Below are 25,308 nucleotides of genomic sequence, written 5' to 3'. Positions count from 1 at the left end.
CGCTTAATCTTCTCGAATGATCAGTCCATGCTGAGTGGTCAGAGACCCATCCAACTCAACAACCGCTGTCTCAGCACCGTGATTTAGCGAGCAATTCACAACCGGCACAACGTCCTGAAAAAGCGGCCTGCGCACAAACCACAGACGACCGCCAAAATCCTCAACCCGGCGAATGGTCAGCAGTTGCAACTCAGAAAGTAGCTCTTCGAGATTATCGGGAATGGGAGCTTGGGTTTGACGTCGTTCAGCACTCATCACAATAACCGCTCTAGATTGGGATACACATCATTCCCGCCCACAATCAGTAAGCAGGGAAGGGGCTTTCTCCTCAATATAGAGAAAAACCCGCACTTACCCTCTCGCGAGTTGTACTTAGCTCTATTTCGCTTTTCGTCTGCGGGCCTCGAAGGCCCTAAAATTGATAGCTCAAGCGAACACCATATTCACGCGGGTCGCCGACATACAGAGCATCAATACCTAACGACGGACTATTAAAGCGATCGGTAATATAAAACTCATCGGTCAAATTCTCACCGAAGAGCTCTATGCCATAGCGCTCTCCGCGATAGCCTAGCCGTGCGCCCAAGAGCCGCCGCGAATCGGCTTTCAAGCCGGCGGTGTTTTCACGGTCGGTGTAGCTGTCAGCAGCATAGGCCCAATTGATATTGGCGAAGTAGCCATTTTGTTGCCAGGCAAGCCCGATATTGGCATTTCGTAATGGCGCATTGGGAAAGCGATTACCCGCAAAATCGACGCCATCATCTTCGTATTCAGTGAACGCCGTGCTTACATAGCCAGCGCCGCCGAACAGACTGAAACCACGCCCCAGCTCGCCACTGAATTCCAGCTCAACGCCTTCAGACTGCGCCTCACCAGCATTGTCAGTACGGAAATTCGCCGCATCAACACGCACACCAATCTGCATATCGCGATAGTCGATGCGAAAGGCCGTTAGCTGCGCCTGCCACCGCGCACCCCGCCACTTCACACCAAGGTCATAATTATTGGTGTATTCGGGGCCATAACTGGGCGACTCGCCATCGCTGACAAAATCTACCGAACCAGCGCGATACCCCTGGCTGGCAGCAACAAAGGCGGTCACGGCGTCATTAAGATCGTAGCTCAGCGCCACCTTTGGCAAAAACACGGAGTCGCTGCTTGGCGCCTGTGCATCACTGTCCAACAACGGTTTTAAAAGCGGGCTGAGATCACCGGGCAACGTGGTACCGGTAATCGGGTCGACGGGGCGAGCCCCCTTAACAATAAAGGCACTGCGACTGTCCGCGTCATTCTCTTCGTAGCGCATGCCCAGCGTTAGCGTCCAGTCGTAGGCAAAGTCCCAATCAGCCTCGGCATAAATGGCCTGGGTGTCAGCCTCCCGCTCAGCGATCAAGTCTGCATCAGCCCGCGCCCGGATTCCCGCACCGAGCTCATAGGGCAAATCGACACTTGCCGAGTTTCCCTGTAATTCATCTTTGGCGAGATAGGCGCCAACAACGCCCTTCAGGGTGTCACCCTGATATCGCAAACGCAGCTCAGCCGCTCGGTTTTCAGCCTCGACGGAATTGATGAAATAGCCACCATCCTCAGCCGAAATATCATAGTCGCCCTTGCGAATATTATCGTTGTTGCTGCCGCTCACAATCAGGCTGAGGCGAAGCGCCGCATTAATATCCACGTGCTGGGTGAGCACGGCCAGCGTGCTATTGTCATCATAGAAGCCATCAACATCATCGCTGGCCTGCCCTTTGCGCGCCAAGTCCGGCGACTGGTATTCGTTGCCTTCGCGTAACTTACTGTCCTGCAGGGTGAACTCGAAGGAATACCAATCGCTGCCCGCCCAGCCCAGTTTGAAGCGCTGCATATAGCGTTTACGCGCCTGCCACTTGTCATCGCCTAAGGTGATATTGGTCACCTCGCCATCGGTTTGATTGGTTTCAGCCGCGTAGCGAAATGCCAGGTCACCCACTATTGGGCCGCCCACCGCGACACCGGCTTCGCGACCACCGTAATTCGCTGCCCCTACCTTAAGCTTGCCCGAATAGGCCTCACTGGATGGCGATTCACTCTGAATCACGACCGCCCCCGCCAACGAACCAGGGCCGAAAGCTGTGGATTGGGGGCCGCGATAAAATTCCACCTGCTTCACGTCCCAGGTATTTCCCACTCCCCGACCGGGCTGGCGAGCGCCATCAATAAAGACACTTACTGTCGGCCGCCCTGTACCACCCGGGCCAATGCCCTCATTGGAGATACCGCGGACAGAGAATTTGTCCTCTCTTGCGGCATTCAAATTTGGGCTTCGCAGCAGCAAATCGTAGAGATCGCGCACATTCATGGCTTCAATAGTGTCGGCAGAAACAATGCTGACACTGCCAACAGTATCCAGGCTGCTGCGCTGCATTGGGTCACCCGTCACCAGGATCTCCTCAAGTTTTGGTGGGCTGGCAGCTGACTCTGTGCCCTGTGCCATAACGGCGGAGCTGGCAATAACAAGCGCGACACCCTGCAGCATAGCGGCGCGGGCAGAGAAGAAAGGTGACATTAGGGGTTCCACAGCAGATAGTTAATGATAAGCATTATCATATAACTATTGCACAGGAACAAGCGTGCTGAGCACGATGCGAGACAAGCAGGTCATCTGCCAGGGCCTCGCCGGTTAAGACATGGGCTGTTAGACGCCGCCCAGAACCTGGCTGCGGAAAAACCCCCAGACAATCGCGGCAACACCGCCGACTTCACCCACTATCAGCAGCGCCATGCCCCAGGTGGTAATGAAGTTACGCTGCTTAAATTGATTCTTCTCCCGGCCTTGAATGCCCAGCTGAAAATACCGGGCAATGGCGGTGGCGAAAAAGAACAGCGGTACCGCGGTAATCCACAACTGTAGCGTCGCGGAATAGGGGCTGTATTTGAGCAACGCCGCCATCACCAGGGCAGTGAAGCTGTACATTAGCGCAGCACGGTGAGCGATATCGATATAGGGATGAGCACGATGCCCCGGCCGGGTCATAATGCCGTGGTATTTAAGTACTCCGCCGACCAGGCCAGCCAACAAGAACAAACCCGACGCCGCCAGCGCCAATGTTACTGCCTGTGTCATGGTCACCTCGAAACAGATGCCTGCTCTGCGCAGATATAAAAAAGCCGCGCTGGGCGCGACTCTAATATCAGCTGATTAGCTCAGCGGGTAGTGCTCGGGATAGGGCAGCAGAGCAACACCACTGTCGACGGCCGCGCGGGCCACTGCTGCGGCTACCGAACCCAGCAAGCGCCGATCCACCGGCTTGGGAATAATATAATTCGGGCCAAAGCTCAGCTCACCACACTGGCAAGCATCGACCACCACTTGTGGTACGTCTTCCTTAGCCAACTCACGAATGGCGTGAACCGCGGCCACTTTCATCGCTTCATTAATTTCCGTGGCACGCACATCCAACGCACCGCGGAAGATAAATGGGAAACCCAAAACGTTATTAACCTGATTGGGATAATCAGAGCGCCCAGTCGCCATAATCAAGTCGTCGCGCACGCTCATCGCCAGCTCTGGTGAAATCTCTGGGTCAGGGTTTGAGCAAGCGAATACGATCGGCTTGGCAGCCATACTGCGCAGCATGTCTTCGCTCAGCAGGTTGGCGCCAGACAGACCGACAAAGACATCGGCACCGTCGATCGCCTCTACCAGGGTCTTGGGACCGGCGCCGTTGGCAAACTCTTCTTTATATTCGTTTAAGCCCTCGCGGCCCGGCGTGATAACGCCGCGGCGGTCGATCATAAACAGGTTTTCGTATTTCGCACCCAGGCTGATCAGCAAGCGCATGCAGGCAATGGCCGCCGAGCCCGCGCCCAGGCAAACGATGCGCGCACTCTCGATGGATTTACCTTGAATCTCCAGAGCGTTCAGCATTCCCGCAGCCGTCACAATGGCGGTGCCGTGCTGATCGTCGTGGAAAACCGGAATATTGCATTGCTCAATCAGAATCCGCTCAATCTCAAAGCACTCAGGCGCTTTAATATCTTCCAGATTGATGCCGCCAAAGGTATCGGCAATACGGCGCACGGTATCAATGAAGGCTTGAGAGTCTTCCGCGTCCACCTCGATATCAATGGAATCGATATCGGCAAAACGCTTAAACAGCAGCGCCTTGCCTTCCATTACCGGCTTGCTGGCGGCAGGGCCCAAATCACCCAAACCGAGAATTGCACTGCCATTGGAGATAACTGCGACCAGATTGCCCTTGCTGGTGTACTTGTATGCGTTGAGCGGGTCCTTGGCGATCTCGCGCACCGGCTCAGCCACGCCCGGGCTGTAGGCCAGCGAAAGATCGTATTGTGTTTCGGCGGGCTTGGTCAGGCTAATACCAATTTTGCCTGGCGAGGGGATCGAGTGGTAATCCAGAGCCGCCTGCTTAACATCTTTGGACATTGTCATGCTCTCGGTTTGTGCATTCCAGAAGGGCGAACGCGTAAAGGTGGTCAGGTGCGTTCATAAAGGCGTGAAAGCATATAGAAAACTGCCCCCACTCACAAGCCACGCCGTGGCCCAGTGCCCCGCTATCAGCGGGTTTCAAAGCAAGCCTGCAGGCGTAGTACCGCCTTGCGACTCACTAAAAAAAATGCCCAAGCGCTGGCGCCCGGGCATTTTTGCGATCATCAACGCCAGAGGTTGTGGCGCAAATGTAAGCAACTTAGCTTTTAACACCACCGCGGCTGCCGAAACGCTTGCGGAAGCGATCAACACGACCACCGGTATCCAGCATTTTCTGCTTACCAGTGTAGAAAGGGTGGCAGGCAGAACATACGTCTACGTGCAGGTCTTCCGCCAGGGTTGAGCGGGTTTGAAACTGGTTACCGCAACTGCAGGTAACGTTAACATCTTCGTACTTTGGATGGATATCCGCTTTCATCATTAGATCCTCTTTGGACGCCGCCACCCGATCTCTTGCCGGGCACCGCGCTGGGCTGATGCGCTCAGTGGAAGCTGGGAAGAGCAGGGATTTGCGCCGACCAACTGAACAAAAAACCACCGAAAAACAGGCCGCGCATATTAGCAGAACTGGGCATATAAGCAAGCACTGCCCAGCACCGATTAGAATTATGCTCTCAACCCACTGCAGATTCTTATACACTGGCGGTTTTGCACAAGCCCATGCCATGGCCGACACTCTCGCATCCATCGCCATTCCCTGGCCCCTTAGACGCCGCTTCGACTACCTGTGGCCGGCGTCGTTGCAGCGCGACATACAGCCCGGCACACGGGTGAAAGTGCCCTTTGGGCGGCGCGACGTGATTGCCGTTGTCCTCGGCCCCACCGACAACACCGACGTCGATGCCAGCAAACTAAAAGCCGTCATTGAAGTGCTGGACGAGCAAGCCAGCTTATCCACGTCGCTGCTGGACTTAGGACAATGGGCCGCACACTACTACCACCACCCCATTGGCGACTGCCTGCACCAAATGCTGCCTCTCGCGCTGCGGCGCAGCGCACCGCCGACGGCAGAGAACACCGCAGCGTGGCAGCTCCGTGCAAATGCCGATATTGCCAAACTCTCTCCGCGCGCTCACCAGCAGCGCGCGCTGTTCAACGCCCTGTTGGAAAACGGCCCGTTAACGCGCGCAGACATAACTGCCCTGGGCTTTAGCGCCAGCATTGTGCGTGCCTTGCAGCAGCATGCCCTGATTGAAGAAGCCGAACCGTCCAGCACGCCCGCCCCCGCCGAGCAGGGCCCCACACTCAACAGCGAGCAAGCCGACGCCCTGCAACAAATTATTGATAGCGACGGCCAATTCGCCCGCTTTTTACTCGACGGCATCACCGGCAGCGGCAAAACCGAGGTGTATCTGCGAGCCATCGCCCACGCGCTGGCCAACGGCAAACAGGCATTGGTACTGGTGCCCGAAATTGGCCTCACCCCGCAGACCCTGCGCCGCTTCGAACAGCGTTTCCCCGGTCGCGTACGCAGCCTGCACTCCGGTTTAAGCGAGCGGCAACGCTGGCACAATTGGCAAGCCGCCCGCGAGGGCCGCGCCGACATTATTCTGGGTACGCGCTCAGCGGTATTTGCCGACCTGCCGCGCCTGGGCTTGGTCATCGTCGACGAAGAGCACGACAGCTCCTACAAACAGCAAGACGGCTGGCGCTACTCCGCCCGCGACATTGCCGTAAAGCGCGCAGCCGATAGCCAGTGTCCGGTCATTCTCGGTAGCGCCACACCCAGCTTCGACAGCCTGCATAACGCCGATCTGGGCCGCTACCGGGTGTTGCGCTTACGCCAGCGCGCCGGCAACGCCTGCGAGGCACCAATACGGCTGCTTGATATTCGCCAGCAAGCCTTACAGCACGGTTTGAGCGATGCCTTGCTCAGCGCCGTCGCCAACAATTTGCGCGCCGGCAACCAAAGCCTGCTGTTTCTCAACCGCCGCGGTTTCGCCCCCACCCTGCAATGCCATTGCTGCGGCTGGATTGCCGACTGCCACGCCTGCGACGCGCGCATGACCGTTCACTACAAACGCCGCCAATTGCGCTGCCACCACTGCGAAGCCGTTCGCGTCATGCCCGCCAGTTGCCCGGACTGTGGCAACAGCCAGTGGATCTACGACGGCCCCGGCACCGAGCGCCTCGAAATGTTTCTAAACCAACACTTTGACGCCCCGGTGTTGAGGATCGACCGCGACACCACCGCCGGGCGCGACAGCATGGCCGAACTCGTTAAAGAGGTGAATAAGGGTGAACCCTGCATTTTGGTCGGTACCCAAATGCTCGCCAAGGGCCACCACTTCCCCGCCGTGACACTGGTCGGCATCGTCGATATGGACGCCGGTCTGTTCAGCGCTGACTACCGCGCCACCGAAAACAGCGCCCAACTTCTGCTGCAGGTCGCCGGACGTGCCGGACGCGCAGACCGGCCCGGCGAAGTATTGCTGCAAACTCACTGCCCCGCTCATCCCGCCTTACAGAGCCTCAGCCAACACGGCTATCGCGACTTTGCCGCCACACAGCTGGCAGAGCGGCGCCTGCTCGACTTGCCACCTTACACCTTCAGTGCGGTGATTCGCTGCGATGCACCGCAGCTGCACGATGCCGAGCAGTTTTTGCAGCGGCTGCGCAACTCCCTGCAGCCGCCCGCACCCGGCTGGCAACTTCTCGGGCCCCTGCCCGCGCCCATGGCCCGCCGCGCGGGCCGCTTCCGCGCCTCACTTATTCTGCAAGCCAGCGAGCGCCGCACCTTGCATCAGCAGTTGGCAGTGGCCTGTAATGTGGCAGAATCCCTCAGTAAGCGCGGCCAATTGCGCTGGTCGGTCGACGTCGACCCCATCGAGATGTTCTGATGGTGGCGGCCGACGCCTGAAACAGCGATAATACGCGGCCCCAAAATTCCCCATATTCAAGAGAGTTCGAATTCGACATGAAAGATATCGTCGCCACGTTGATTGATCAGGCGCTAACAACCCTGCGCAGCACTGCCGAATGGCCCGAAGATCTTCAGCCGTCAATTCAACTCGAGCGCTGCAAAGACAAAGCCCATGGCGACCTCGCCTGCAACGTGGCAATGATGCTGGCCAAACCACTGCGCAGTAATCCCCGCGCCATTGCCCAGCAAATTGTCGACGCCCTGCCCGCCAGCGACGACGTGGTAAAAGTGGAAATCGCCGGCCCCGGCTTTATCAACTTCTTTATGAATGAAGCCGCCAACTTCCGCGTGATCAAAGACATCTTTGCCAAGGGCGAGCAATTCGGTCGCGGCGACGCGAAAAACCAGCGCATCCAGGTAGAATTTGTGTCCGCCAACCCCACCGGGCCACTGCACGTTGGCCACGGTCGCGGCGCCGCCTATGGCGCCAGTGTTGCCGACATGCTCGCTGCCGCAGGCTACGACGTGCAGCGCGAATACTACGTGAACGATGCCGGCCGCCAGATGGACATCCTCGGCACCAGCGTATGGCTGCGCTACCTGCAAGCCTGCGGTGAAACCCTCACCTTCCCCAGTAATGGCTACCAAGGTGATTACATTGCCGACTACGGCCGCGAGCTGCACACCAGCCACGGCGACCAGTTAATGCGCAGCGCGGCGGACGTTTTCGACGGCGTTTGCGCCGATGAACCCGCAGGCGGCGATAAAGAAAAGCATATTGACGACCTGATCAATCGCGCCAAAACCCTGCTGGGCGACGACTACCGCGTTGTCTTCGACAAAGGCCTGGACGCCATACTGGGCGATATTCGCGAAGACCTCGGCGAATTCGGCGTGCACTATCAGGAGTGGTTTTCCGAGCGCAGCCTGACGGCTGACCCCGACCAAGTCAGCCGCGCCATCGCCCGCCTGCAAGACAACGGCTACATCGAAGAGCGCGACGGCGCCCTGTGGTTCTTGTCCACCCGCTTTGGTGACGACAAAGACCGCGTGGTAAAACGCGACAACGGCCAGACCACCTACTTCGCCTCCGATATCGCCTACCACCTGAACAAGTTTGAGCGCGGCTTTGATCGCGTGATCAACATTTGGGGCGCCGACCACCACGGCTATATCGCCCGCGTGAAGGCAGCGCTGCAAGCACTGGATATCGACCCAGAGCGATTGGTGGTAAGACTGGTGCAGTTTGTCTCGCTGTTTCGCGGCGACCAGCAGGTGCAAATGTCTACCCGCTCCGGCTCTTTCGTGACCCTGCGTGAATTGCGTGAAGATGTCGGCAATGACGCCGCGCGCTTCTTTTACATTATGCGCAAAGCCGATCAGGCCACCGACTTCGACCTGGAGCTGGCCAAGTCAGAAAGCAAAGACAACCCGGTTTACTACATTCAATACGCCCACGCTCGCGTGGCCAGCATCCTGCGCAAGCTGGAGCAAGAGGGCCAGCAGTGGACGCAGGAAGCGGGCCTTGCCCAGCTATCGCTGCTCGACAAAGACGTGGAAAAAGCCCTGTTGGTGAAGCTGGCACGCTACCCCGAGGTGCTGTCCAGCGCCGCGGAACAATTCGAGCCGCACAGCCTCGCCCACTACTTGCGCGAATTGGCCGGTGACTTCCACAGCTACTACAACGCCCACAAAATGCTCGGCGAAGACACCGCCCTGCGCGATGCGCGGCTGGCGCTGTCAGTCGCTGTACAACAAGTACTGCGCAACGGCTTGGGCCTACTTGGGGTTTCTGCCCCCGAGGAAATGTAAGCATGGCTGCGAAGAAGCGCCCAACACGCGGGGCCACCCGCAGCAAGGCGGCCAACAAGGGCATGCCTGCCTCCATTTTGCTGGGCACCGGCTTTATCGCCGGTATTCTCAGCACGGTGCTGGTTTTCAATGCCATTGGCGAGCGCGATACTGCCGGCGCAGCGGCCACCGCTCAGGCGGCCAAGCCAAAAGCGAGTAAAAAAGCAGAGACCAACAAGCCGGAAAACACCACCAAGTTCGACTTCTTCACGGTGCTGCCCGAGCGCGAGGTGATCGTTCCCGACGAAACCCCTGCACCAAAACGTGAGAGCAAAGTCACCACCGCGAACGAAAAACCGCCGCGCCCCAACGAGAAAACCTTTCAGACTGGCGAGCGCTACATTCTTCAGGCGGGCTCTTTTCGCAGCAATGACGACGCCGACCGTCGTCGCGCGCAAATTTTACTGCTGGGGCTCGACGCCAAGGTGGAGTCCGTGCAGGCCAATGGCGACCTCTGGCACCGGGTTTACGTCGGCCCCTTCCAGACCCACAACACCCTCGCCAGTGCCCGCGCCAAACTCATCGGCGAAGCCATCGACACCCTGGTCATTCGCCAGAAGACCACCCCGTAAAACGATCCCCCGCGCTGCCTTGAAAATTGCAGCGTCGCCCCCATAACTATTTTCTCGAGCCGCTCCACATGGGGCGGCGCGCCTGTTCACATATCTAAAAGGAGTCCCGCGTGGAACAGTTTCGCGGCACCACTATTCTTTCTGTTCGCCGAGGCAATCAAGTGGTTGTTGGCGGCGACGGCCAAGTTACCATGGGCAACACCGTAATGAAGGGCAATGCCCGCAAGGTGCGGCGCCTGTACAAAGACCAAGTGCTGGCGGGATTCGCTGGCGGCACCGCCGATGCCTTCACCCTGTTCGAATTATTTGAAGCCCAGCTCGAAAAGCACCAGGGCAAACTCGTTAAGGCGGCTGTGGAGCTGGCCAAAGCCTGGCGCAGCGAGCGCTCGTTGCGCCAACTCGAAGCCCTGCTGATTGTGGCCGACAAAGAAACCACCCTGGTGATTAGTGGTAACGGCGACGTGATTGAGCCGGAAGACAATATGATCGCCATTGGCAGTGGCGGCTCCTTCGCCACCGCCGCCGCCCGCGCACTGATGGACAACACCGAACTCGGCGCCCAAGACATTGTAGAAAAAGGCCTGAACATCGCCGGCGATATCTGCATTTACACCAACCACAACCGCCGCATCGAAGTCCTCGATTACTGATCCGAACACCTGACACGCTCGCCGATGCGGGCGACTGGAGCCAACATGTCACAAATGACACCCCGTGAAATCGTCCACGAGCTGGACAAGCACATTGTCGGTCAACACGATGCCAAGCGCGCCGTTGCCATCGCGCTGCGCAACCGCTGGCGCCGCATGCAATTGGCGGAAGACCTCCGCGCTGAAATCACGCCCAAGAATATTCTAATGATCGGCCCAACCGGCGTCGGTAAAACCGAAATTGCCCGCCGCCTGGCCAAACTGGCCAACGCGCCCTTCATTAAAGTGGAGGCCACCAAGTTTACCGAAGTGGGTTATGTCGGCCGCGACGTTGAGTCCATTATTCGCGACCTCGTCGACGTCTCTCTGAAGTTGCACCGCGAACAGGCCATGGAGCAAGTGGCCCACCGCGCTCAGGACGCCACTGAAGAGCGCATCCTGGACGCCCTGCTGCCGCCCGCGCGAGGCGAGCAAAGTGAGGAAGAGCGCAACAGCAGCACCCGGCAAATCTTCCGTAAAAAACTGCGCGAAGGCGAACTCGACGACAAAGAAATCGACATCGAAGTCAGCAGCGCACCGGTCGGTGTGGAAATTATGGCGCCCCCAGGCATGGAAGAAATGACCAGCCAACTGCAGGGCATGTTTTCCAAAATGGGCGGCGACCGCAAAAAGACCCGCCGCCTCACCGTGAAGGCCGCCTATAAACAAATTCAAGACGAAGAAGCCGCCAAGCTCATTAACGAAGAAGAACTGAAGACCCGTGCGATCGAAGCGGCGGAGCAAAACGGCATTGTCTTTATCGACGAAATCGACAAAGTTGCCAAGCGTCAGGAGTCCGGCGGCGCCGACGTGAGCCGCGAAGGTGTGCAGCGCGACCTGTTGCCACTGATCGAGGGCTGCACCGTCAGCACCAAACACGGCATGATCCGCAGCGACCACATCCTGTTCGTCGCCTCCGGCGCCTTCCACCTGAGCAAGCCCTCAGACCTCATTCCCGAATTGCAGGGTCGTCTGCCTATTCGCGTGGAACTCGAAGCTCTTACTCCCGACGACTTTGAGCGCATCCTCACCGAACCCCGCGCCTCTCTGACCGAGCAATACCAAGCCCTGCTCGCCACCGAGGGCCTGCATGTGAGCTTCAGCCAAGACGGCATCCGCCGCATCGCCGAAACCGCATGGGAAGTGAATGAGCGCACTGAGAACATCGGCGCGCGTCGCCTGCACACCGTGATGGAACGACTGCTGGAAGATGTTTCGTTTAGCGCCGGCGACCGGGCAGAGCCGCTGAACATCGACGCCGACTACGTTAATCAACAACTTGGCGAACTGGCCAAAGACGAAGACCTAAGCCAGTTTATTCTGTAAGCCAAACCGAGCACGCCGCATGGCGTGCTCCTACAAAAACCACCGCGTTGTTCATGCAGGACTACGCAGGTGCGTAGGAGCGGGCCTGACCGCGACCGATTCCACACTCTACCGTTCGTTCCGGTCGCCCTCAGGCGAGCTCCTACAAAAACCACCGCTTTGTTCATGCAGAACTACGCAGGTGCGTAGGAGCGGGCCTGACCGCGACAGACCTCGCGCGATGCCTGTCACTCACACGAAAAACCCCGCTACGCCGCCACCTCATACAGGCGATATTCAACCTGACCCGCAGTTTTATGCTTTACCACCCGCCAGCTTGACGGCACCGTCACGGGCTCTCCTTTGGCGGTTTCCACATAGACCAGGGCACCCTCGTCCAGGCGGTCTTGCAGCGCATCGATTGCTGGCATCAGCAAGTCTTTATTAAAAGGGGGGTCGAGAAACACGATATGCCAACCGCGCTCAGCGCCGGTTAAAAACTGTTCAGCGCTGGTAGCGGCCACGTCGGCATCGCGGCAAGCCAGCGTCTGTAAATGTTGGCGAATTTGCTGCGCGGTGACACGGTCTTTCTCTACAAAGTGGCAGTGCGCAGCCCCCCGCGACAGGGCCTCCAAACCCAGTGCACCCGAGCCGGCAAACAAGTCCAGGCAACGCGCGCCGGCAACGTAGGGAGCCAGCCAGTTAAACACCGTTTCACGAATGCGGTCACTGCTCGGGCGCAGGCCCTCAGCGCTGGTAAAGTGCAGCTTCCGACTCCGCCACTGGCCGCCAATAATGCGCACCACGCCCGCAGCACCTTGGCGTGGCGTCACCTGTGCCGAGCGATCACGTTTGGAACGAGGGGCCATAAGAGGATCCTGAAATGTAAAACCGCGCCACGACATTACTCAGTGACGGCCGAGAAGTGGTAGGATACGGCTTTTCTTTTCCCTGTAAACCAGACCCTGCAACCAGAGCCCCATGACCGATACCGAGAAGTCAGCCGTTACTGAAGCGGAAAACGCCCAAGAGCCCAAGAAGAAAAGCTTTTTCACCCGCTTTAAAGAGTCCTTTGTCGGCTCTGAGGAAGACCTGGCGGCTGCAGAAGGTTTTATCGCCGACGAAGAAATCGCGCCCTGGCAACACATTGAACTGTCGCCCGAAGAGCAGGCATCGCTGCTGGTTAAATTCAAGGAAGGCCTGAGCAAAACCGGCGCCCAACTCGGCGAGGGCATGGCCAATCTCTTCCTTGGTCGCAAAGAGATCGACGACGAGCTTCTCGACGAAATTGAAACCCATCTACTGATGGCCGACGTTGGCGTGGATGCCACCACCGAGATTATCGACAACCTCACTCGCCGTATGTCGCGCAAGGAGCTGGATAACCCCGAGGCCTTGTATGTTGCCCTGCAAGAAGAGCTGCGGGTGCTACTGGAGCCTGCCGAACAAGAGCTGGTTATTCCCGACAAAACCGGCCCCTATGTCATTTTGATGGTAGGCGTAAACGGCGTGGGCAAGACCACCACCATTGGCAAATTAGCCAAGCAATTCCAGGCCGGTGGCCGCTCGGTCATGCTCGCCGCTGGCGATACCTTCCGCGCCGCCGCCGTTGAACAACTGCAAGTGTGGGGCGAGCGCAATAATGTGCCGGTAATCGCCCAGCACACCGGCGCCGACAGTGCCTCGGTACTCTTCGATGCCCTGCAAGCGGCTAAATCGCGCGATGTCGATGTGCTGATCGCCGACACCGCGGGTCGCCTGCACAACAAAGACAACCTTATGGAAGAGCTGAAAAAGGTGGTGCGGGTACTCAAGAAACTCGACCCCGACGCCCCCCACGAAGTGATGCTGGTACTCGATGCCGGCACCGGCCAAAACGCCCTGTCGCAAGCCAAACACTTCCAGGAAGCGGTAGGTGTGACCGGCTTAACACTCACCAAGCTTGATGGCACCGCAAAAGGCGGTATTGTATTCGCCATATCCAAGCAGCTCGGCCTGCCCATTCGCTTTATTGGTGTTGGCGAAGGCATTCTCGACCTGCGCCCATTCCGCGCCGATGAATTTGTCGGCGCCCTGTTTGGCTGGCAACGCAAGCAATGATCCAATTCGAGCAGGTCTGCAAACGCTACCCCGGCGGGCATCAAGCGCTGAATAATCTCAGCTTCCACATGCCCCATGGCGATATGCGTTTTTTAACCGGCCACAGCGGCGCCGGTAAAAGCACCCTGCTCAAACTCATTATGGTGATGGAGCGCGCCAATAGCGGCCAGGTGCTGATCGACGGGCGCAATGTTTCCAAGCTACCGGCGCGCCACATCCCGGAATTGCGCCGCAAGGTAGGCGTGGTGTTTCAAAACCACCAGCTGCTGTTTGATCGCAGCGTTTTTGACAACGTCGCCCTACCACTGGTCATTGCCGGCTACGGCCATCGCGATATCGGCCGACGGGTGCGCGCAGCCCTCGACAAGGTTGGCCTGCTCGATAAAGAACGGCAGAATCCCATCACCCTTTCTGGTGGCGAACAGCAGCGCGTAGGCATCGCCCGCGCCGTGGTGAACAAACCCAAACTGCTGCTGGCCGACGAACCCACCGGCAACCTGGACCCGCAACTGTCCGCAGAAATCATGCACCTGTTTGAACAATTCAATCAGGTGGGCGTGACCGTGCTCATCGCCACCCACGACCTCTCGCTCATTGCGCGCATGCCCTATAAATTGCTAAGCCTGCGCCAAGGCCAACTGGTTAGCGCCGGGGGCAACCATGAGTAAATCCAAACAAAAGGGCAGCGGCGCCAGTAAACTGCCCAAGCGCCGCCTCGGCCAACTGCAAACCCCGGCCAAGCCTTCACGGCGCGAATTGAGCGGTGCCAAAACCCACCGCACCCGCTTCAGTGACCAGTGGCAAAGTTACCGCAGCCACCACCGCCAGGTGGCCGTCGAAAGCCTGCGGCGCCTGTTAAAGCGCCCCCTCGCCACATTAATGACCACACTGGTGATCGCCATCGCCATGGTGCTGCCCGCCGGTTTATATGTCGGCCTGAACAACGTTGAAGCTGTCAGCCAAGGCTGGGATGGCGCCGCGCGATTGTCGGTGTTTTTAAAATTCAGCGTCAGCGATCAAGACGCGCAAAAACTGCGTCAGCAACTCGCCGACCGCAAAGACATTGCCAGCGCCGAATACATCTCACCAAGTGAGGCATTGGAGGAATTCCGTCGCCGCAGCGGCTTTGGCGACGTGCTCGACCAGCTGGACAGCAACCCCCTGCCTGGCGTTCTGGTACTGAGCCCCACCGCAGAAAACAGCAGCCCTGAAAAAATAGAAGCCCTGCGCGACCAGCTAAACGCACTGCCCCAGGCCGACCTGGTCAAGCTGGATATGGAATGGCTGCAACGCCTGAACCGCATTACCGATATCAGCCGCCGCCTCACCCTGGCCCTCGCCGCCATGCTCGCGGCAGGCGTGCTGCTTATCGTGGGCAACACCATCAAACTGGCCATCGAAAACCGCCGCGACGAAATTCTGGTTGTGAAACTAGTCGGCGGCACCAACGCCTTCGTCCGCCGCCCCTTCCTGTACATGGGCTTCTGGTACGGCCTGTTCGGCGGACTGCTCGCCTGGTTGCTACTCGCCTCCAGCCTGCTCTGGCTAAGCGGCCCGGTCAAAGAACTCGCCGGGCTCTACAACAGCAGCTTCAGCCTGCTCGGCCTCGGTGTGCTCGATAGCCTAATAATGTGGGCCAGCGCTGCCGGCCTTGGTCTACTCGGCGCACTCCTCGTCGTTGGCCGAGAACTCCGCGCCATCGAACCCAAGTAAGCGATTACAGCTTTCAACAGAGCTCGTTGCTATCAGCACTACGTTATAGCTTTGCACTCCGAACCTTCGCGACTTAAGTCGCTCCTACAAAAAAACAAAACGTGCTTCGCTCGTAGGAGCGGTTTTAACCGCGATCAGGGCTCCAACAGATTCCATCGCCATCAGCGCTGTGGGCCATAGCTAAGCGCCTCGCACCATTCGCGACTAACAGCGTGCCCCGCGATCTGTAGGAGCAGGCCTGACCGCGACCGGTCCACAACCTCTACCGTTCGCTCAGGTCGCCCTCAGGCGGGCTCCTACAAGGGGCCACAATGTCCTACAGAAACACCTCGTGCCATCTGTATTGCAACGCGAGCTGCCTCTTGTAGGAGCGGGCCTGACCGCGACCATCCCCTAACCCACTCTACCTACCGATATCCGTCTGGGTTATTGCTCTGCCAGCGCCAGGTATCTTCCATCATCTTCTCCAGGCTACTCTCAGCTGACCACCCCAATAGGCTTTTGGCTTTATCGGCATTTGCCCAGAAAGCGGGCAGGTCACCACTGCGGCGCGGCGCAAATTTGTAAGGCACGATCTGACCAGTCACCGCAGTAAATGCATTCACCATCTCCAGCACCGATACCCCGTTGCCCGTACCCAGGTTGATCGCATGCAAACCCGTTTCTTCCAATGCCTGCAGCGCGCGGCAGTGACCGTCGGCCAAATCCACTACATGTAAATAGTCGCGAATACAGGTCCCATCCGGGGTGTCGTAATCATCACCAAAAATTGCTAACTCGGGCAATTTACCTACGGCGACACGGGCGATAAATGGCATCAAATTATTGGGAATGCCCAGAGGGTCCTCACCAATTAACCCCGACTTATGGGCACCAATGGGGTTGAAGTAACGCAGCGCTGCCACTGACCAACGCGCATCAGCTATGCACAGGTCAGCTAACACACGCTCCACCATCGCTTTCGACGCACCGTATGGGCTGGAGGGCTGCCCCAGCGGCATGGTTTCCACGTACGGCACCGGCGCGTCGGGACCATACACCGTAGCGGATGAACTGAACACTAACTTGAACACCCCGGCATTTGCCATGGCCTGACACAATACCAAGGTGCCATTCACGTTGTTGTCGTAGTACTTCAGCGGCTGATCAACACTCTCGCCCACCGCTTTTAACCCCGCGAAATGAATCACCGCGTCAATCGCATGCTCTGTAAACAACGCCGACAGCGCGCCCGCGTCACGCACGTCGCCCTGAACAAAGACCGGTGATTTACCGGTAATCTTCTCGATGCGATTCAACACCTCTGCATTGCTGTTTACCAAGTTATCCAGCACAACCACGCTGTGGCCTTGCTCCAACAACTCAACAACAGTATGGCTGCCGATATAGCCCGCACTGCCTGTTACCAAAATCGTCGCCATACCATACAACTCCGTATTTCTATAATAACCATCGGCCAAACATCGCACGCCCCTCGACCTGTAGAACAGCGTGCCCCACCTCTCGTAGGAGCGGGCCTGACCGCGACCAATCCTCAACCCTACCGCTCGCTCGGGTCGCCCTCAGGCGGGCTCCTACAAAAACACCTCGCACCACCCCTGTAGGAGCGGGCCTGACCGCGACCAATCCTCAACCCTACCGCTCGCTTGGGTCGCCCTCAGGCGGGCTCCTACAAAAACACCTCGCCCCCCCTGTAAGAGCGGGCCTGACTGCGACCAATCCTCAACCCCTACCGTTCGCTCGAGTCGCCCTCAAGCGGGCTCCTACAAAAACACCTCGCCCCCCCCTGTAAGAGCGGGCCTGACTGCGACCAATCCTCAACCCCTACCGTTCGCTCGGGTCGCCCTCAGGCGGGCTCCTACGAAAGCACCTCGCACCACCCCTGTAAGAGCGGGCCTGACCGCGACGAATCCTCAACCCCTACCGTTCGCTCGGGTCGCCCTCAGGCGGGCTCCTACTTTGGGTAATTCGCTCCTACAAAATCATCTCCGCACCAAACACAAAAAAGCCCAAACTACGCACGCAGCTCGGGCTTCTTGAAGGGCTTTAAGTGCTACTATTTTGGCGCACGACCATAGCGGTCTTCAAAACGCACAATATCATCTTCCCCCAGATAAGAGCCCGACTGCACTTCAATCAGCTCCAGCGGGATCACGCCGGGATTTTCCAATGCATGAACAACACCAACAGGAATATAGGTCGACTGATTTTCCGTCAACATGATTTCTTTATCGCCATTGGTTACTTTTGCAGTGCCCGACACCACAATCCAATGCTCAGCGCGGTGGTGGTGCATTTGCACCGATAACTTCGCGCCAGGATTCACGGTAATACGCTTAACTTGGTAGCGCTCGCCATTATCAATGGAATCGTAAACGCCCCAGGGCCGGTGAACATGGCGGTGATGCAAAATCTCGTTTCGCCCCTCCGCCTTTAATTGCTCAACAATTTTTTTCACATCCTGTACTTGGTGTTTATCTGCCACCAGGACTGCGTCATTGCTTTCCACCACAACCACATCTTTCAAGCCGACAGTGGCCACCAGGCGACTCTCCGCACGAATATAGCTACCGTTAGTATTGTGGGTCAGCACATCGCCATGCACGACGTTATCGTCGCCGTCACCCTCGCTCACTTCCCACAGCGACGACCACGCACCCACATCGCTCCAACCCGCCGACAGCGGTACAACAACCGCCTTGGTCGTTTTTTCCATTACCGCGTAGTCAACCGAATCATCCGGGCAGGCAGTAAAGGCATCCTTACCGACACGCAGAAAATCAGCATCTTGGCTACGCTCGGCAAATGCGGCCTCACAGGCGGCATAAATATCGGGCCGATGGGCCTTTAGCTCTGCTAAATAGGTATCCGCGGCAAACATAAACATGCCGCTATTCCAGTAGTATGCGCCATCATCCAGGTAGGATTGCGCAGTCTCTGCATCCGGTTTTTCTACAAACTGCGCTACCGAATACGCACTACCCTGCTCATCGCCACGGCGAATATAGCCGTAACCGGTATGCGCACTTTCAGGCACAATACCAAACGTAACTAAAGCACCACCCTCAGCCTGCTTTGCCGCCTCAGCGACCGCCTGATGAAACGCGGGCACATCTTGAATCAAATGGTCTGCCGCCATCACCAACATTAATGGCGACTGCCCCTCGTTGCGCGCAAGCAGATCAAACGCCGCCAAGGCGATGGCCGGGGCAGTGTTACGCCCTACTGGCTCTAATATAATCGACGACAATGCACGCCCCGCATCCTGGGCCTGCTGAGCAACAATAAAACGGTGCTCCTCATTACAGATAACCGTGCTACCGGAAACCTCTACACCGTCTAACCGAGCCAGCGTTTCCTGCAACATGGTTTGCTCGCCAGCAATAGTCAGAAACTGTTTAGGGAAGCGTCCGCGACTGGCCGGCCATAAGCGGCTACCGCTACCACCAGCCATAATTACTGCGTACATCGAGCTTCCTCTCGTCCTGTATAAGAATGTAATTTCTAAAGTTTAGCGCTAGCTAACAACGCATGCTTCGAGTGGTAAGAGCGGGCCTGACCGCGATACATATCCTGTGTAGGAGCGGTTTACCCACTCCCTGCGGTCGCGGGGCACACTGTTAACCGCGATAGGGTCCGAATAAAGTTTACCTACCCCTCAACGACCCTAACACTGCGCCCACGACCAATGCCGTAATACGCCAAGCCATAGCCCTCAACAAGCTCTGGCTCATATTGGTTGCGGCCATCCACAATAACGGGGTGGTTCAGCGACGACTTCACTAGCTCAAAGTCCGGCGCCTTAAACACGTTCCACTCCGTACACACCACCAAGGCATCTGCGCCATTTAGAGCCGCCTCCTTGGTACCCATCAAGGTCAAATCTGCTCGGTGCCCGTAAATACGCTGGGTTTCATTCATCGCTTCCGGGTCGTAGGCCTGAACACTCCCGCCCGCTGCCCATACCGCTTCCATTAACACACGGCTCGGCGCGTCGCGCATATCGTCTGTATTCGGCTTGAAAGAAAGCCCCCAGAGGGCAATTTTCTTACCTTGTAAATCGCCATTAAAGTGCTGAGACAAGTTCTCAAACAATTTACATTTCTGCCGCTTATTCACCGCCTCAACAGAACGCAGCAACTCCGGCGTGTAACCCACCTTTTCAGCGGTGCGCACCAACGCCTGAACATCCTTAGGGAAGCACGACCCCCCATAGCCGCAGCCGGGATAAATGAAGGAATAGCCGATACGCGGGTCCGAACCAATACCCTGGCGAACCTTTTCAACATCGGCGCCCAGGCGCTCGGCAAGGTTAGCAATCTCGTTCATAAAACTAATTTTGGTTGCCAACATGCAGTTAGCCGCGTACTTAGTCAGCTCCGCGGAACGCACATCCATCACAATCAAGCGCTCATGATTGCGATTAAACGGCGCATACAACTCACGCATTTTCTCTTCCACTGCGGCACTATCAGTGCCAACGATAATACGATCCGGCTTTTGGCAATCGGCTACTGCCGCGCCCTCTTTCAAAAACTCGGGGTTAGACACCACATCAAAAGGAATAGCGACGCCACGCTCCGCCAGCACAGAGGAAACGCACTCGCTTACCTTGTCTGCCGTACCAACAGGTACTGTAGACTTGTCTACGATAATACGGTACTCATCCATGTGGGTAGCAATAGTCTTCGCAACAGCCAATACATATTGCAGGTCAGCCGAACCGTCTTCATCAGGCGGCGTACCCACCGCAATAAACTGAATACGACCATGTTTAACACCCAGCTCAGCATCCGTCGTGAACTGCAAACGCCCCGCCTCAACATTGGCCTGCACCAACGGCGTTAACCCTGGCTCATAAATTGGGATAATGCCTTTTTTAAGATTCTCCACCCGCTCGGCATTTACGTCTACGCAAATTACATCATGTCCAACGCCCGCCAATACAGCAGCCTGAACTAACCCCACATAACCAATGCCGAAAACGGTGACTTTCATAACATCAATCCAAATATTTATACTTCAAAATGTAACGCTCGATGGCGGCGCGCCATGCGCACCTACGAGGTTAAGAAATAGCTTGAATGGCATAAGCGATTTCTTTCGCCCAGTGGGAAGATAATTGTTCTTCTTTCGCTTCCACCATCACTCGCACCAGCGGCTCCGTACCTGATTTTCGGAGCAAAACCCGACCTAGCGGAGCATCGGAATGTGTATTGAGAGCCCCTTCAGCCCTGGAAACCGCTTCTAATACAGGAGCCCTATCCAAACTATCCGCACCCGCCGTAGTGATTCCCACGTTCAGCAACGTTTGGGGATAGGCAACAAATCCCTCACAGAGCTCCATCAACGAACGCTGCTGCAACACCATCGCCTCCAAAACCTGCAAGGCGGCTACAATTCCATCGCCGGTTGAAATTTTATCTCGGCATATAATGTGCCCAGATGACTCACCACCCAACAACCAAGATCGCGAACGCAGCATCTCCATCACATAGCGGTCGCCAACCTTCGCTCGTGCGAAAGGAATATCCACATCGGCAAACGCTTTTTCCAAGCCGATGTTGCTCATGTAAGTACCAACAACACCGCCATTTAGATTACCGTTACTTGCTCGGTACTTGGCAATTACATAAAGCAGGTTATCCCCATCACGAATTGCACCGGTGTGGTCAACGAATATAATCCGATCACCGTCTCCATCTAATGCAACACCTACGTCTGCCCCTTCGCTGAGCACGCGCTTGGCCAGCGCATCAACATCAGTTGCCCCGCAACCGTCGTTAATATTAATGCCGTTCGGCTCTACACCCATTGAAATAACCGTTGCACCGAGTTCGCTCATAACGGCAGGCAGCGCCTTGTAAGCAGCGCCATTCGCAGCATCTACAACAACTTTCAAGCCGGCTAAGGTAGCGCTATTGGTGAAGGTAGATTTACAAAATTCGATATAACGCCCCGTTGCATCATCAAGACGATATGCTTTGCCTAGCTCAGCGGATGGCACACAACTAACCACTCTAGCCAGCTCAGCTTCAATATCACGCTGTACTTTGTCAGTCAGCTTTTCGCCATCCTGATTGAAGAACTTAATCCCATTATCATAATAGGGGTTATGAGAAGCACTAATCACAACACCCGCTGATGCACGCAGAGTTTTAGTAAGATAAGCGATCGCCGGCGTTGGCAATGGCCCCGTCAATAAAATATCTATACCTGCAGCAGAAAGCCCAGCTTCTATCGCAGACTCCAACAAATAACCTGAGTTACGAGTATCCTTACCCATAACAACCTTCTTCGCACCGGACTTTGCCAGCACACGGCCAGCAGCCCAGCCCAATTGCAATGCGAAATCGGGGGTAATTGGATATTCGCCTACACGGCCGCGCACACCATCTGTTCCAAAAATTGCCATGGCTATCTTCCTGATAAAATTTTAATTAACTTTTTTTGGCCGTTCCCAGCCAGCGATATTTTTCTGTCGACCGCGGGCAACTGCCAAATTCCCTTCCGGTACATCATTAGTGACAACCGAGCCCGCACCCACCGTCACGCCCGAGCCAATTTCAACCGGAGCAACCAAAGCACAATTCGAGCCGACAAAAGCCTCATCGCCGATAGTTGTGCGGTGCTTATTCACCCCATCGTAATTACAGGTAATCACGCCTGCACCAATATTGGTACTTTTCCCAATACTGGCATCACCTACGTAACTCAAATGGTTTATCTTTGAGCCGGCTCCTACGATGCTTTTCTTTACTTCAACAAAATTACCAACTTTCGCGTTTTCACCCAATTCAGAACCCGGACGTAAACGCGCAAAAGGGCCAACAACACAGTTGGCGGCAACCGTGCTGCCCTCAATAATTGAGTTCGCCTCTATGCAAGTATTCGCGCCAACGCGCGCATTGCGAATAATACAATTCGCCTGAATATTCACGCCGGCCTCAAGAACAACATCACCTTCAAAAATACAGTTCACATCGATACTTACGTCTTGGGCGGCCTGCAATTTCCCTCGCACATCAATACGAGCAGGGTCCAGAATGGTTACACCACCAGCCATTAAGTCGGCCGCTATTTGGCGCTGGTATTCTCGCTCTAATGCCGTCAACTGTTCGCGGCTATTCACACCTGTAGTTTCTTTCGAATCAGAAGGGTGCACTGCTTCAATAGGAACACCCGACTCAGCAGCCATGGCCACTATATCAGTCAAATAGTACTCGCCCTGTGCATTGCTACTCGATAACTTGGGCAACCATTCGCGAAGCAACGCAGCAGGCACCGCCATCACACCACTATTCACTTCATTAATACGTCTCTGCTCTTCAGTCGCGTCTTTCTGCTCCACTATCGCCTGCACTCCCCCAGAGGGCGCTCGTACAATGCGGCCATAACCGTCAGGAACCTCTAAAAACTCGGTAAGCAGCACCAACTGCTGCTGAGCCGCCAACGCCGCAAGCCGAGAAATGGTTGTCGAACGAAGCAACGGCACATCGCCGTATGTAATCACTACCACATCTACATCAGAAACGTTCTCCATGGCCTGCGCCACGGCATGACCTGTTCCCAGCTGCTCACGCTGAATAGCAAACGTAACCGGCTCACCAGCCATGCCTGCAACAACCTGCTCGCGCCCAAAACCAATAACAACGTGGGTATTCTGTGCACCGCTTGCTGCCGCAGCATCCGTAGCCCACTTAAGCATGGGTTTGCCTGCTATGGGGTGTAACACTTTTGGAAGGGTCGACTTCATACGGCTGCCTTTACCCGCAGCCAACACGATCACATCAAACATTTTCTCTCATCCTGATAGCCATACCGCTTTTTAACTACTCGACCGTGACCGACTTAGCGAGATTACGAGGCTGGTCTACATCCGTGCCCTTTAGCACAGCAACGTGATAGCTCAATAATTGTAAAGGCAACGTGTATAGAATCGGCGCAATGATATCGTTCACATGCGGTAGCTCGATAATTTGCAAATCCTCGGCAGCTTTGAAGCCAGCCGCTCTATCGGCAAAAACAAACAATTTGCCGCCGCGTGCCTGAACCTCCTGAAGGTTTGACTTCAACTTTTCAAGCAGCTCATCATTGGGCGCCACCGCCACCACCGGCATATCGTCGTCAACAAGCGCAAGCGGCCCATGCTTAAGCTCACCAGCGGGATAGCTTTCAGCATGAATGTAGGAAATCTCCTTGAGCTTCAAGGCTCCTTCCATAGCTACTGGCCACTGTGCGCCGCGCCCCAGGAATAACGCGTGGTGCTTATCGGCAAAAGCTTCCGACATTTGTTGTATCAGGCTATCTAAACCTAATACCTCTTCGAGTTGTTCCGGCAATTGCCTAAGCGCATCCACAATACACGCCTCAGCCGCCTCATCTAGATCGTTATAACGCCCTAACGCTACTGTTAACACCAGTAATGCAACAAGCTGTGTAGTGAAAGCTTTAGTAGATGCGACGCCAATTTCTGGGCCAGCATCAGTCATTAAGCACATATCAGACTCACGAACCAATGAGCTTAATGCCACATTGCAAATCGCTAGGCTCGCAGAGTAGCCCAACGTTTTCGCTAGACGAAGTGCCGCCAGCGTGTCAGCCGTTTCACCGGACTGGCTGATAGTAACGAAGAGCGTGTTGTCTTGAACTTTAAACTTTCTATACCGGAATTCGCTTGCGACCTCTACTCGGCAGGGAACGCCCGCAACGCCCTCAATCCAGTACTTAGCTACCATGCCAGCGTGATAGCTGGTGCCACACGCAACAATTTGGACCGACCCTACGCGTGACAATAGCTCTGAGGCATTTGCCCCAATTGCCTCTGCTAAAACCTGCTTAACACCCAAACGTGAGCTGAGCGAACGGCGAATCACATCCGGCTGCTCATATATTTCCTTGAGCATGTAGTGGCGATACTCACCCTTTTCAGCACTTTCAGCCGCTGCATCTATTTGTGTGAGCGCGCGTCGGACGGGATTTAACTGCGCATCCCATATACGGTAGTGCCCAACCGTAATTTCAGCAATATCACCTTCTTCCAAATAGACAAACCGGTCAGTCACCTGGCGCAACGCTAATTGGTCAGAGGCAATAAAATGCTCTCCTATGCCCACCCCGATAACCAGTGGACTTCCCTTACGCGCGCAAACGAGTTTGTCAGGTTGCTCCGCATGAATCACGGCTAATCCATAGGCACCCTCGAGCTCAGAGACCGCCAATTTTACAGCACTCAATAAATTACACTGCTGCTGATAATAATGATGGATTAGGTGAACAATCGTTTCAGTATCAGTGCCGGACTCAAACTCATAGCCTAACTCCTTGAGTCGAGCACGTAATGTCTCATGATTTTCGATAATGCCGTTATGAACCAACGACAGCTGACCAGATTGATGCGGGTGAGCATTCACCTCCGATGGTTCACCGTGCGTTGCCCATCGGGTATGAGCAATACCCACACAGCCCGGAAGCGGAGCACTTTTGAGCGCGCCAGCCAATGCTTCAACCTTACCTACGCGCTTTCGCTGGTCATTTCTACCCTCCGGGGATAGCACCGCCATACCCGCCGAGTCATAGCCGCGATACTCCAAGCGGCGCAAACCTTCCAGCAATAAATCAGAAACTTGTCGTTGCGCAACCGCGCCAACAATCCCGCACATTATAAAATCCTTGTTATTTAGGGAATAGGGAGAGAATGTTACTCCCTACATGTGTAAACGGTAT

Annotated in this window: 20 protein-coding genes; 8 read left to right on the top strand and 12 right to left on the bottom strand. The window is 56.1% G+C overall.

Going from position 1 to position 25,308, the window contains the following annotated elements:
* Positions 1–3 precede the first annotated feature (3 nt).
* The 5 genes from AC2Q8J_RS11890 to rpmE form a co-directional block, all read right to left on the bottom strand.
* Positions 4–255, bottom strand: a complete 252-nt coding sequence (locus tag AC2Q8J_RS11890) for a hypothetical protein (RefSeq protein WP_204997202.1) — start codon at positions 253–255, stop codon at positions 4–6.
* A 157-nt stretch (positions 256–412) separates the two neighbouring features.
* Positions 413–2,545, bottom strand: a complete 2,133-nt coding sequence (locus AC2Q8J_RS11885) for a TonB-dependent receptor (protein WP_486451379.1) — start codon at positions 2,543–2,545, stop codon at positions 413–415.
* 129 nt (positions 2,546–2,674) lie between these two features.
* Positions 2,675–3,103 carry a hypothetical protein gene (locus AC2Q8J_RS11880; protein ID WP_374973223.1) on the bottom strand — a complete coding sequence of 143 codons (429 nt, stop codon included), beginning with the start codon at positions 3,101–3,103 and terminating at the stop codon, positions 2,675–2,677.
* Positions 3,104–3,178: 75 nt separating this feature from the next.
* The gene (locus AC2Q8J_RS11875; RefSeq protein ID WP_204997199.1) at positions 3,179–4,426 is read right to left on the bottom strand and encodes a malic enzyme-like NAD(P)-binding protein; all 1,248 of its coding nucleotides are present in this window, start codon (positions 4,424–4,426) and stop codon (positions 3,179–3,181) included.
* Between the two features lie 262 nt (positions 4,427–4,688).
* Positions 4,689–4,907, bottom strand: a complete 219-nt coding sequence (gene rpmE / locus AC2Q8J_RS11870; protein ID WP_204997209.1) for a 50S ribosomal protein L31 — start codon at positions 4,905–4,907, stop codon at positions 4,689–4,691.
* A gap of 247 nt (positions 4,908–5,154) precedes the next feature.
* Between rpmE and AC2Q8J_RS11865 the strand changes: the two genes are divergently transcribed.
* From AC2Q8J_RS11865 to hslU, 5 genes are all read left to right on the top strand, one after another.
* On the top strand, positions 5,155–7,329 hold the full coding sequence (locus tag AC2Q8J_RS11865; RefSeq protein ID WP_486451378.1) for a primosomal protein N': 2,175 nt from the start codon (positions 5,155–5,157) through the stop codon (positions 7,327–7,329).
* A gap of 77 nt (positions 7,330–7,406) precedes the next feature.
* Positions 7,407–9,164 carry an arginine--tRNA ligase gene (gene argS, locus AC2Q8J_RS11860; RefSeq protein ID WP_486451377.1) on the top strand — a complete coding sequence of 586 codons (1,758 nt, stop codon included), beginning with the start codon at positions 7,407–7,409 and terminating at the stop codon, positions 9,162–9,164.
* A 2-nt stretch (positions 9,165–9,166) separates the two neighbouring features.
* The gene (locus AC2Q8J_RS11855; RefSeq protein WP_424143280.1) at positions 9,167–9,775 is read left to right on the top strand and encodes an SPOR domain-containing protein; all 609 of its coding nucleotides are present in this window, start codon (positions 9,167–9,169) and stop codon (positions 9,773–9,775) included.
* 110 nt (positions 9,776–9,885) lie between these two features.
* Positions 9,886–10,425, top strand: coding sequence for an ATP-dependent protease subunit HslV (gene hslV, locus AC2Q8J_RS11850; RefSeq protein WP_027875167.1), 540 nt, complete (start codon positions 9,886–9,888; stop codon positions 10,423–10,425).
* 45 nt (positions 10,426–10,470) lie between these two features.
* Complete coding sequence (gene hslU, locus AC2Q8J_RS11845) at positions 10,471–11,790, top strand: ATP-dependent protease ATPase subunit HslU (protein WP_486451376.1); 1,320 nt, start codon at positions 10,471–10,473, stop codon at positions 11,788–11,790.
* Positions 11,791–12,038: 248 nt separating this feature from the next.
* On the opposite strand, the gene rsmD is transcribed toward hslU, so the two are convergent.
* A complete protein-coding gene (gene rsmD / locus AC2Q8J_RS11840) occupies positions 12,039–12,638 on the bottom strand; it encodes a 16S rRNA (guanine(966)-N(2))-methyltransferase RsmD (RefSeq protein WP_486451375.1) in 600 nt (199 codons plus the stop codon).
* A 112-nt stretch (positions 12,639–12,750) separates the two neighbouring features.
* Here rsmD and ftsY point away from each other — a divergent pair, with 112 nt between their 5' ends.
* From ftsY to ftsX, 3 genes are read left to right on the top strand one after another with little or no spacing between them, the layout of a single operon-like run.
* Positions 12,751–13,869: a signal recognition particle-docking protein FtsY gene (gene ftsY / locus AC2Q8J_RS11835; protein WP_286695576.1), complete on the top strand. Its 1,119-nt coding sequence runs from the start codon at positions 12,751–12,753 to the stop codon at positions 13,867–13,869.
* Positions 13,866–14,537, top strand: a complete 672-nt coding sequence (gene ftsE, locus AC2Q8J_RS11830) for a cell division ATP-binding protein FtsE (RefSeq protein WP_486451374.1) — start codon at positions 13,866–13,868, stop codon at positions 14,535–14,537. The genes ftsY and ftsE overlap by 4 nt, the downstream gene beginning before the upstream one ends.
* Positions 14,530–15,582 (top strand): permease-like cell division protein FtsX, encoded by a 1,053-nt coding sequence (ftsX, locus tag AC2Q8J_RS11825; protein ID WP_486451373.1) that lies wholly within the window; start codon positions 14,530–14,532, stop codon positions 15,580–15,582. Before ftsE ends, ftsX begins: the two co-directional genes overlap by 8 nt.
* 407 nt (positions 15,583–15,989) lie before the next feature.
* On the opposite strand, the gene galE is transcribed toward ftsX, so the two are convergent.
* The 6 genes from galE to glmS all read right to left on the bottom strand — a co-directional run bounded on the left by galE (position 15,990) and on the right by glmS (position 25,244).
* Entirely contained in the window at positions 15,990–17,003 is a 1,014-nt protein-coding gene (galE, locus tag AC2Q8J_RS11820; RefSeq protein ID WP_486451372.1) for a UDP-glucose 4-epimerase GalE, read from the bottom strand.
* A 635-nt stretch (positions 17,004–17,638) separates the two neighbouring features.
* Complete coding sequence (locus AC2Q8J_RS11815; RefSeq protein ID WP_486451371.1) at positions 17,639–19,051, bottom strand: mannose-1-phosphate guanylyltransferase/mannose-6-phosphate isomerase; 1,413 nt, start codon at positions 19,049–19,051, stop codon at positions 17,639–17,641.
* 182 nt (positions 19,052–19,233) lie between these two features.
* Entirely contained in the window at positions 19,234–20,580 is a 1,347-nt protein-coding gene (locus tag AC2Q8J_RS11810; RefSeq protein WP_486451370.1) for a UDP-glucose dehydrogenase family protein, read from the bottom strand.
* A gap of 70 nt (positions 20,581–20,650) precedes the next feature.
* Positions 20,651–21,997 (bottom strand): phosphoglucosamine mutase, encoded by a 1,347-nt coding sequence (gene glmM / locus AC2Q8J_RS11805; RefSeq protein ID WP_486451369.1) that lies wholly within the window; start codon positions 21,995–21,997, stop codon positions 20,651–20,653.
* Between the two features lie 21 nt (positions 21,998–22,018).
* Entirely contained in the window at positions 22,019–23,380 is a 1,362-nt protein-coding gene (gene glmU, locus AC2Q8J_RS11800; RefSeq protein ID WP_486451368.1) for a bifunctional UDP-N-acetylglucosamine diphosphorylase/glucosamine-1-phosphate N-acetyltransferase GlmU, read from the bottom strand.
* Between the two features lie 34 nt (positions 23,381–23,414).
* Entirely contained in the window at positions 23,415–25,244 is a 1,830-nt protein-coding gene (glmS, locus tag AC2Q8J_RS11795; RefSeq protein ID WP_486451367.1) for a glutamine--fructose-6-phosphate transaminase (isomerizing), read from the bottom strand.
* Positions 25,245–25,308 lie beyond the last annotated feature (64 nt).

It is taken from the genome of Spongiibacter sp. C9W (genome assembly GCF_057370015.1).
Note: the sequence above shows the minus strand (reverse complement) of the source record. Positions and strands in the feature narration are given on the sequence as shown.